Source organism: uncultured Leptotrichia sp. (assembly GCF_938036635.1).
Classification (GTDB): domain Bacteria; phylum Fusobacteriota; class Fusobacteriia; order Fusobacteriales; family Leptotrichiaceae; genus Leptotrichia; species Leptotrichia hongkongensis.
Genome location: NZ_CALHQO010000093.1, coordinates 1 through 10062 on the forward strand (window position 1 = coordinate 1; position 10062 = coordinate 10062).

Below are 10062 nucleotides of genomic sequence, written 5' to 3' on the forward strand. Positions count from 1 at the left end.
GTTTGAGTAAAATAGTCATAATTTTTGAGTTCTGTTTTAAACTAGTTTTACTATAATTATTTAGAAAAATAGGTTGCTATTCCTCTTGGAAAAAGTCTATAGTAAATTCGCTATTTAAACGGAGTTTAGTATTAATTACAATTTTTTGTTAACAAATGAAATTTTATAAATGTGTTAGATTTTAAGAATAAAAAGAATAAAAAAATTTGAAAATGACATAATTTTGTCAAAAAAAAATGATATTCTATGAAATAAGTGTTATAATAAATTTTGATAAGAAAATAAGCTGTTTATTCTAGAAGAAAGGAGATTACATGGTTGGGATATTTTTGAATTTTAAAAATAGTAAGATACAGATTTTATCAGCATTACTTACGTTTAGTGCGATAAGTTTTGCAGTTAATGTGGATGATTTGATTTCTCAGTATGAAAAAAATTCATATACGACAAAAATTAATGAAAAAAATATGAGAAAGTTTGATATAAAAGAGAAATCTTTGAAAAATGGGGAATGGAATGAAGTCAGTGTAACTTCAGATAATAATTATACATTACACGGAGCAGCAAATGGTCTAACTATGCAAAATAATGTAAAGTATGGAATGCTTTATTACAGAAATGAATATAATTTTAGAAGTAGTGAGCTTACAGAAAATAAAATTGGTATTTCTAAAACATTAAACGATTATTTTGGATATAGTGATGTAAATTATAATAAAAAAACTAATCAAATTTCACGAAATATACAGAAAATTAACGATGAAACTACTAAAAATTCTGAAATACGTGATTTGATTGATTTATATAAAAATTATAAGAATAAACAGAAGGAAATTGAACAGGAAGCGCTTACCTTAGAAGATACTAAAAAAGATTATGCTATTCAGGCTAAAAAATATGAGCTGGGGACAGCATCACAGTATGATTATGAACTAGCAAAAACAGAATATGAAAATTCTCAGCTGAAATATGAAAATCTTGGTCGGGAACTGCAAATTTTAGGAGAACGATTTACAGTTTACAATGTAACTTTACCTGAAAAAGAGAAGCTTGATGACCTGAAAAAAATTGAACTGAAAAAGGATGATTTTTATGCTCTTAGACTCTCAGAAGCTGAAACAATAGAATTGAATTCGCAGCTTAACAGTGAACAGCTAAGAAAGGAAAATATTGATTACAAGTATCCTAAATTATCAGGAGATATTGGATATTCCTTAAAGGATCATTCTGTTGTTGTCGGATTATCTGTGTCAAAAACTTTCAAAAGATATAATGATACTGTTGAAGATTTGAAAAATGAAGCAGATAAATTGAGATTACAATATGAACAGAAAAAAAATGAACTGGTGTCAAATGCAGGACAGCAGATGATAACTTACACAACCTATCAGACAAATGAATTAACAGCACAAAATACAATGAATATTAAGAAAAAAGAATATGAAATTTATGCTAAGAAGTACGAGCTGGGAGTTGACACGTATTCCAACTATGTGGAAAAACGGAATAACTATAAGAAAGCTGTAATAGATTACGAAACAGCCAAAAATGAACTTGCAGCATTTACTAAAAAAATAAAATATTATAAATAGAGATTATTAATATGAAAAATAAAAACGAAAATTAGGAAAGCGGTGATTTTGTGGAAATAAATACAGAATTTTCTGAAATAACTAAAACTATTGAATCAAAGAGGAAAGAGTCAAAAAATAAAAATTATTTTTATAAATTTATGACAATATTTGCTGTAATATTATTTGCTACAGTTTCATGTGGAAAAAAAGAAGCTGAGCCTGAATATGAAGTGACAACTGTTGATAGGGGAGATATTTCGTTATCAGTTTCAAAGAATGGACAAGTTGTGTCAGATAATGCGGTTTCAGTATTTACAACTTCAAGTCAAAGAGTAAACAAAGTATTCTTTAAAAAAGGAGATAATGTGAAAAAAGGTGATGTAGTGCTAACATTTTATCCAGTTGATAAAAATGAAACTTTGAGAAAAATACAAATGAAAACTTTGGAAATTCAAAAATATGAAAGAAATATAGCTGATGCTCAAGGTTCACTTAGAAGAAAAAAAGAGTCGAAAAGTTTAGAAATTCAACAAAAATCAAGAGATTTACATAACGCAGAAGAGCTATATAAAGTTGGTGGGGAAACAAGGGTTAATGTAGATGATGCAAGAAAGGCTCTAAGAAATTCAAGACTAGATTTGGATACAGTTGACAGTGAGCAGAAGGCGAGCATTGAAGATGCAAGAACATCATTAAAGACAGCAAAATTAGAATTGGCAACATTACAAGAAGATCTGGCACTTATAAAAGATGAAATAACAAGTCCAGTTGATGGTGTTATTACAGAAATGACTGCAGATGAAAATTATCGTGTAAATACTGAAACGACTTTATTTAAAGTATCGGATTCAACAAACATGAGGGTAGAGGTAAATCTTTCAGACAATGATGTAAAAAATATTCAAGTTGGGCAGAGAGTTGAAATTACTTCGGATTCATTGCCAGATGGAGAAAAAATTGAAGGCTCTGTTTCACAAATTTCTGGAGTGGCTGAAAAGAGTTCGTCTCTTGATGAAAGTAACACTACTGTAAAAATTCAGATAAATGAAACTAAGGGATTGAAGCCTGGTGCTACGATAACAGCGACTATTTTTTACAAAGAAAGTAAAAATGTACCAAGACTTCCATATAGTTCAGTTATAAATGAAAATGGTAAATATTATGCTTTTGTTGTAGGAAAGGACAAGAAAGTTTCAAAAAGAGAAATTAAAGTTGGAATGAATGATGATACATTTTATGCTGTGGAATCTGGTGTATCAGTGGGAGAAAGAGTAATCACTGTTGCGGATGAGAGATTGAAAGATGGACAAAAAATAAAAATTGCCGATCCGTCAAAACAGAAAGTAGCTCCTAATGGTGTAATGTTTAAGGAAGAAAAACCGGCAGGAAATGCTGGAGGGACTGATGGGCCACCGCCAAGATAGAAAAATAAATTTTAGAGGTAAATTTTTATGATAAAAGTGAGCGATATAGTAAAAATATATAAAAATGGAAGCATGGAATTAAAAGTTTTGAAAGGGCTTAATCTTTCTGTAAGTGAAGGGGAATATGTGGCCTTTATGGGGCCTTCAGGAAGTGGAAAATCTACTCTTATGAATATTTTAGGCTGTCTTGACAGCCTTACCTCTGGAACTTATATATTGGATAATCAAGATGTTTCAACTATAAAAGGAGATGCACTTGCTGAAGTAAGAAACAAAAAAATAGGGTTTGTATTCCAAACGTTTAACTTACTTCCAAAGATGACGGCAGTTGAAAATGTGGCTCTTCCAGCTTTGTATGCAGGAGTAAAGAAAGCTGAAAGGCTAAAAAGGGCAACTGAAGCATTGGAAAGTGTGGGACTTGGTGAAAGAATTCATCATAAGCCGAATGAGATGTCAGGGGGACAAAGACAGAGAGTGGCAATAGCAAGAGCGATAATAAACAATCCTAAAATACTTCTTGCAGATGAGCCAACAGGAAATCTAGATTCAAAATCTGGAGAAGAGGTTTTAGAAATTTTTAAAAAACTGAACGATAACGGGACAACGATAGTAATGGTTACGCATGAGGAAGATGTGGCAGAGCATTGTAAAAGAATTATCAGATTAAAAGACGGTGTAATAGAAAAGGATGAAATTGTTCAGCATCGGAGAGGAGTGTAGTGTAAATGGATTTTATGGAATTACTAAAATTGTCAGTATCAAATTTATTTAGCTATAAGGTACGTTCCTTTTTGACAATGCTTGGAATAATAATCGGAATATCTTCGGTTATAATGATGTCTTCATTAGGAGCAGGAGTTAAGGAAAATATTACGGGAGATTTGAATAAGCTTGGAGTATCAAATTTTCAAATATCAATTGACACTTCTCCAGGACAGACTTATAAATCGCATGATTTACTTACAAAAAAAGATATTGAAAAAATAAAGAGTATAGAAGGTATTGAAGCGGTTACTCCAACTTCAAGCACATTTGCCAGAATATCAATGAGCAATGGCTCGGATATGATGCTTTCAGGCACAGGAGTGACAGAAGATTATTTTAAAATGTCAAACTATACGGTAATAAAGGGAAGAAAATTTTTGCCAAACGAATACAGAAAAGATGGAAAATATATAATGATTGACAGTACAACGGCGGATCAATTATATCCTGGACAGAATCCTATAGGGAAAAAAATGATTTTAAACTTTAAAAAAAATAGTCAAACTGTAACAATTGTTGGAGTATTTAAAAATCCGTTTGCTAGTTTAGGTGGTGGAGATGGAATGGCTGCTTTAGCACTTTTTCCCAATAATTACTTGAATTATCTGGAAGGAAATGAACAAGAGAAATTTATGGCATTACAGGCAAAGGCAAGAGATGCCAACGAAATGAACAGAGTAATGGAAGTGGTAAAAAATTTATTGAAAACAAGGGGAAGTGAACCTAATATTTACAATGTAAATTCAACAAGTCAAGGCTTGGATGAATTTAATAACATTCTAAACATGCTTTCACTTTTCATAAGTGGAGTTGCTGCAATTTCGTTATTTGTAGGTGGAATCGGAGTTATGAATATAATGCTTGTAAGTGTTACCGAGAGAATAAGGGAGGTTGGACTTAGAAAGGCGATTGGAGCCAAAACAATACACATTCTTATACAATTCTTGATTGAAGCTGTTATTTTAACATTTTTTGGAGGTATAATTGGAGTTGTAATTGGGTATTCGCTAGCACTTTTGGTTGGAATGTTTATACAAACTTCGCCAATTTTAAGTCCAGTTATAGTGTTTGTGTGTATATTTGTTTCTACAATGATAGGATTAGTTTTTGGTGTTTATCCAGCGAAAAAAGCCGCGGCATTGGAGCCAATGGAAGCACTGCGAACAGATTAGAATTAACAATTTGATAAAAAAAAATTGATTATCTTAAAAAATTAAATTTAGGATAATCTTTTTTTTAGATTTTAAGAAAAGTGTGATATAATAAGGAATAAATTTTAGATACATTTGAATTATAATATTGATAAGAGATGTAAAGTATAAAAGGAGATGATAAAAAATGTCAAAAAACAAATATTTGGATATGGATATAACAAATTTGCCAACACCAGCCTTTATAGTTGATGAAAGGCTGCTAAAAAGAAATCTTGAAACATTAAAAAGTGTAATTGATAGAACAGGATGTAAAATATTGCTTGCACAAAAAGGATTTTCGATGTTCTATTTCTATCCGTTAATTAGTGAATACTTAAATGGAACTACTGCAAGCTCACTATTTGAAGCAAGACTTGGGTATGAGGAAATGGAGTTAAAAAATCCTAACAAAAAATTGGAAACTCATATTTTTAATCCGTCTTACAGGGAAGATGAGTTTGATGAAATAATGGAGATAACAAATCATATTGTTTTTAACTCTTTTAATCAATGGAAAAAATTTAAGAATAGAGTAAAGGAATTTGAAGAAAAAAATGGTAAGAAAATTAGCTGTGGACTTCGGTTAAATCCAGAATTTTCAGAAGTTGAAACTGAGATTTACAATCCAGCGGGAAGATTTTCGAGATTTGGAGTAACACTTGAAAATTTCAAGGAAGATAAACTTGAAGGATTGGATGGATTTCATTTTCACGCACTTTGTGAACAAAATTCGGATGCCCTTGAAAATGTATTAAAAATTTTTGAAGAAAAATTTGGAAAATATTTGCATAATATGAAATGGCTTAATTTTGGTGGGGGACATCATATTACAAGAGAAGATTATGATATTGAAAAACTTGTAAAATGCATAAATTATATAAAAGAAAAATATGATGTGGAAGTGTATTTAGAACCAGGAGAAGCGGTTGCCTTGAATACAGGATTTTTAGTTTCGGAAGTTTTAGATATTACAAAAAATGAAATGGATATATTGTTAATGGATACTTCAGCTTCGTGTCACATGCCTGATGTAATCGAAATGCCATACCGTCCATTTATTTTCGGCTCAGGAATGCCAAATGAGAAGAAATACACTTATAGATTGGGAGGGCCTACTTGCCTTGCTGGAGATGTAATTGGAGATTACTCTTTTGATGATCCTGTAAAAGTAGGAGATAAGCTGATTTTTACTGATATGGCACATTATAGCATGGTGAAGACGAATACTTTCAATGGGATAAATTTGCCTGTGATTGCAGTTTATACAGAAAAAGGTGGAGTTGAGGTTATTAGAAAATTTGAATACGAGGACTTTAGAAATAGATTGTCATAATTAAAAAAAATTATCCCTAGATATTTGATATTATTTAGGGGTATTTTTTTAATTTAGTAAATATTACAAAAAAGACAATCATTTCTAACTATCTTTACTAATACTAAACCCCATTTAAATAATGAGCAATCCTACGAAAATAAAAATGTATTAATCAAAATATCTAAAAAATTATTCCTATTTTTAAATGAGATTTAGTATGAATATCTATTTAAAAAGTTCATTAATTTTTTGAATCACATAATTCACATCATTTTTCTGGGTAAACTCAACAATACTCGTTCCCACAATCACTCCATCCGCATATTTTCTCATCGTATTCACGTTATCGTTATTTTTTATTCCAAAACCTAATGAAACTGGCAAGTCTGAAACTTCTCTTATTTCATTAATAAAAGATTCTAAACGTGGCAAATCAACTTGTTTTGAACCTGTAACTCCAAGAGAACCAATTGCGTAAATAAAGCCGTCACCTTGAGAGATGATTTTTTTCATTCTGTTTCCAGAAGTAACGCTTACAAGAGGGATAAGAGCGATATTGTTTTTTCTTAGTTTTTCCGACATTTCAAAGGCTTCCTCGTAAGGCAAGTCTGGAATGATTATACCTTTAATATTAGCTTCACAGCATTTTTTGATAAATTCATCAATTCCATAAGCAAATATTAAATTGTAATAAATTAAGAAAATTAAAGGTTTTGAAATATCGTTTTTTATTTCTGTTAGTAAATCAAATACAGTGTCGGTAGTAACTCCAGCTTCTGAAGCAAGAAATGAAGAGTGTGAAATCAATTTTCCATCGGCTAGAGGGTCGGAGTAGGGAATTCCGATTTCAAGCATATCAAGAGCTGTATTGTCCAAATTTTGTAAAAATTGTTTTGTAAAATCAACACTTGGATAGCCTGCGACAATATAACCAATGTTTACTTTTTCTTTTTCTCTAAAAATATCAATAATTTTCTTATCTAATTTTTTTTCACTCATTTTCTAAACCTCCATTTAACTCATAAATTCCATTTTTTCGGCCAGTTTCCTTGTCTTTTAATACAGAAAAAACAGTGTGCATATCTTTATCTCCACGTCCAGAAACGTTTACGACGATAGTTTCTCTTTTGTCTTTAGAAAGTGCAGGACATAATTTTTCAAGATAGGCTAACGCATGGGAACTCTCAATTGCTGGAATAATCCCTTCTTTTCTTGTAACAAGCATTAGAGCCTTCATTGCCTCATCATCGGTAATTGGTGCGTAAGTTGCTCTTTTTGTATCAAATAGATGTGAATGTTCGGGACCTACTCCTGGATAGTCAAGTCCAGCGGAAATTGAGTGAACTGGACTTATTTGTCCGTATTTATTTTGAAGAACATAAGTTTTCATTCCGTGGATAATTCCAGGTTTTCCAAGTGTCAATGTGGCAGCGTGCATATCTGTGTCAATTCCATATCCTCCAGCTTCGACTCCGTAAAGTTTTGTTGAGTTGTCTTCCAAAAATGCACTAAAAATACCAATAGCATTACTTCCTCCACCAACACAGGCAATCACATGATCAGCATGCTTTCCAAGTTCCTCCAGCTGCGTTTTTGCTTCGTAACCGATAATTGACTGAAAATCACGCACAATAGTCGGATATGGATGAGGCCCTACAACAGAACCGATTACATAAAACACAGTTTCTATTTCTGCAACCCAAGACTGAATAGCCGCAGTTGTCGCTTCCTTCAAAGTTTTAAGCCCGTCTTCAATCGAAATAACTCTTGCACCCAAAAGTTCCATTCTAAAAACATTTAATTTTTGCCGTTCAATGTCAACAGCCCCCATGTAAACATCACATTCTAAACCTAATAGAGCGGCTGCAGTAGCAGTAGCAACTCCATGCTGTCCAGCCCCAGTTTCAGCAATAACTTTCTTCTTTCCCATTTTTTTAGCAAGCAAAACCTGTCCAAGCGCATTATTAATTTTATGAGCACCAGTATGGTTCAAGTCTTCTCTTTTCAAGTAAATATCGTGGTTATAATGTTCGCTCAAATTTTTGGCATAATAGAGCGGAGTCTCACGCCCAACATAATTTTTTAGCAAATTATCAAATTCTTCAAAAAATTCCTTGTCATTCTTTAGTTTTTCATATTCGGTTTCCAGTTCCGATAGAGCAAACATTGCAGTTTCAGGTACAAATTGTCCGCCAAATTGCCCAAAATATGCTTTTTCATTAAAATGTTTATTTTCCATATTTTTTTCCTTTCATATCAATCTTTTTAAATTATTATTATTTCTTTTTTACCAAATTTACAACATTTTCAACTAATTCCTTACTTTTTCTATTATTAACTTCAACTTTGCTGTTTATATCCAAAATGGCAGGATTGTAGTCAAGCGCTTTTTGAATATTCTCAATCGACAGCCCTCCAGCTAACACAAACGAATATTTTTCCAATTCTTTTAAAATATCCCAATCAAAGACAATTCCGTTTCCCCCACGATTTACTCCTTTTGCATCAAATAGGGGATATTCAATATACGGCTTGTAGTCAGTAATATTCGGAAGTTCATCAGTCACGCCAAAAACTTTCCAAAGCTTCGTTTTAGCAGGAAAATTTTTACGTTTTCTAAAACAATTTTTTTCGTACAATTTTTCTAATTTTTGAGTAAGTTCCATACAATATTCCACTGACTCATCTCCATGTAGCTGAACGACATCAATATCTGTTTCTTCCACAATTTTTACAACATTCTCAATCATTGCATTTACAAACACTCCAACAGTCTTTTTCCCATGTCTATGTGCAATCCGTGTAATTTTAGCCGCAAGTTCACTATCTACTTGCCTTTGGCTTTCTGCAAAAATACATCCAAAATAGTCAATATCCAAAGTTTTCAATTCATTAATTTCAGTAATGCTCCTAATTCCACAAACTTTTAATTTGGTAGTATTTTTTGCAAGATTATCAGTTGCTACATTATTTTCTTTTTTCTCCAATTTTTTTCCTTCCATAAATTTAAAGTTATTTTTCTAAGATCAGTTTAACAACCTAAGTTTTTTATTTCCCCAAGGATCTTTGACCCCTTGTTTCAGAATATTTATTTTATTAAATTCTAAAGAAGCCCTTTCATAAGTGCCTCTCCGATTAGCAGTCCATCCACGTTCAATTTTTCTGCATACTTCACATCTTCTTTTGACAAAAATCCACTTTCACTTACAATAGTCAAATTCTTCAAAACATCGTTTGGAATTTCATTTATCAGTTTTTCCGTAGTTTTAATATCAACTTCAAAAGTATTCAAATTTCGGTTATTTATCCCCAAAATCTCCAAATTTGGAATCTTCAAAGCTCTTCTTATTTCCTCTTCATTATGAGTTTCCACCAGAACATCCATTTCCAAATCCTGTGCCAGCTTATGAAGATCCAAAAGCATCTTATCATCCAGCATTCTCACAATCAGTAAAATCGCTGAAGCTCCTAAAAATTTAGCATGAGCCACTTGAAACGGAGTATAAATAAAATCTTTTCTCAAAATTGGCATTTCTGGAAATTTTTCTCTTACAATTTTTATAAAATCATTCTCCCCTTTAAAATATTCCTTTTCTGTCAATATCGAAAAAGCTGAAACTCCTTTATCTACATAACTTTGTGCCTGTTTTAATAAATCAAAATCATCTTTTGCAATTTTTCCCTTCGATGGAGAAGCTCTCTTAATTTCCCCAATAATCTGAATCCCCTTTTGATTAAGTGCCTTTTTTAAAGATGGTTGCTTAAAAAACTTTAATTCGTCTTCAATCTGT

9 protein-coding genes are annotated in these 10062 nt (G+C 31.7%); 5 read left to right on the forward strand and 4 right to left on the reverse strand.

What is annotated here, in order from left to right; genetic code table 11:
- Positions 1–314 precede the first annotated feature (314 nt).
- The 5 genes from Q0370_RS01720 to nspC all read left to right on the forward strand — a co-directional run bounded on the left by Q0370_RS01720 (position 315) and on the right by nspC (position 6289).
- Positions 315–1592 carry a TolC family protein gene (locus Q0370_RS01720; RefSeq protein ID WP_299571266.1) on the forward strand — a complete coding sequence of 426 codons (1278 nt, stop codon included), beginning with the start codon at positions 315–317 and terminating at the stop codon, positions 1590–1592.
- A 50-nt stretch (positions 1593–1642) separates the two neighbouring features.
- On the forward strand, positions 1643–2998 hold the full coding sequence (locus Q0370_RS01725; RefSeq protein WP_299571269.1) for an efflux RND transporter periplasmic adaptor subunit: 1356 nt from the start codon (positions 1643–1645) through the stop codon (positions 2996–2998).
- A 27-nt stretch (positions 2999–3025) separates the two neighbouring features.
- Positions 3026–3718 carry an ABC transporter ATP-binding protein gene (locus Q0370_RS01730; RefSeq protein WP_021743878.1) on the forward strand — a complete coding sequence of 231 codons (693 nt, stop codon included), beginning with the start codon at positions 3026–3028 and terminating at the stop codon, positions 3716–3718.
- Between the two features lie 5 nt (positions 3719–3723).
- On the forward strand, positions 3724–4935 hold the full coding sequence (locus Q0370_RS01735) for an ABC transporter permease (RefSeq protein WP_299571272.1): 1212 nt from the start codon (positions 3724–3726) through the stop codon (positions 4933–4935).
- Between the two features lie 166 nt (positions 4936–5101).
- Complete coding sequence (gene nspC / locus Q0370_RS01740; protein ID WP_299571274.1) at positions 5102–6289, forward strand: carboxynorspermidine decarboxylase; 1188 nt, start codon at positions 5102–5104, stop codon at positions 6287–6289.
- A gap of 207 nt (positions 6290–6496) precedes the next feature.
- Here the strand turns inward: nspC and trpA are convergent, their stop codons facing one another.
- The 4 genes from trpA to Q0370_RS01760 form a co-directional block, all read right to left on the reverse strand.
- Positions 6497–7270, reverse strand: a complete 774-nt coding sequence (trpA, locus tag Q0370_RS01745; RefSeq protein WP_299571277.1) for a tryptophan synthase subunit alpha — start codon at positions 7268–7270, stop codon at positions 6497–6499.
- Positions 7263–8510: a tryptophan synthase subunit beta gene (gene trpB / locus Q0370_RS01750; RefSeq protein ID WP_299571280.1), complete on the reverse strand. Its 1248-nt coding sequence runs from the start codon at positions 8508–8510 to the stop codon at positions 7263–7265. Before trpB ends, trpA begins: the two co-directional genes overlap by 8 nt.
- A 37-nt stretch (positions 8511–8547) precedes the next feature.
- Positions 8548–9258, reverse strand: a complete 711-nt coding sequence (locus tag Q0370_RS01755; protein WP_299571283.1) for a phosphoribosylanthranilate isomerase — start codon at positions 9256–9258, stop codon at positions 8548–8550.
- Positions 9259–9374: 116 nt separating this feature from the next.
- Positions 9375–10062 (reverse strand): indole-3-glycerol-phosphate synthase (locus Q0370_RS01760; protein ID WP_299571286.1); only part of this gene is annotated, 688 nt, incomplete at its 5' end.

Coding starts and splice junctions, on each gene's coding strand:
- Q0370_RS01720 (WP_299571266.1), top strand. CDS start 315: ATGGTTGGGATATTTTTGAATTTTAAAAATAGTAAGATACAGATTTTA.
- Q0370_RS01730 (WP_021743878.1), top strand. CDS start 3,026: ATGATAAAAGTGAGCGATATAGTAAAAATATATAAAAATGGAAGCATG.
- Q0370_RS01735 (WP_299571272.1), top strand. CDS start 3,724: ATGGATTTTATGGAATTACTAAAATTGTCAGTATCAAATTTATTTAGC.
- nspC (WP_299571274.1), top strand. CDS start 5,102: ATGTCAAAAAACAAATATTTGGATATGGATATAACAAATTTGCCAACA.
- trpA (WP_299571277.1), bottom strand. CDS start 7,270: ATGAGTGAAAAAAAATTAGATAAGAAAATTATTGATATTTTTAGAGAA.
- trpB (WP_299571280.1), bottom strand. CDS start 8,510: ATGGAAAATAAACATTTTAATGAAAAAGCATATTTTGGGCAATTTGGC.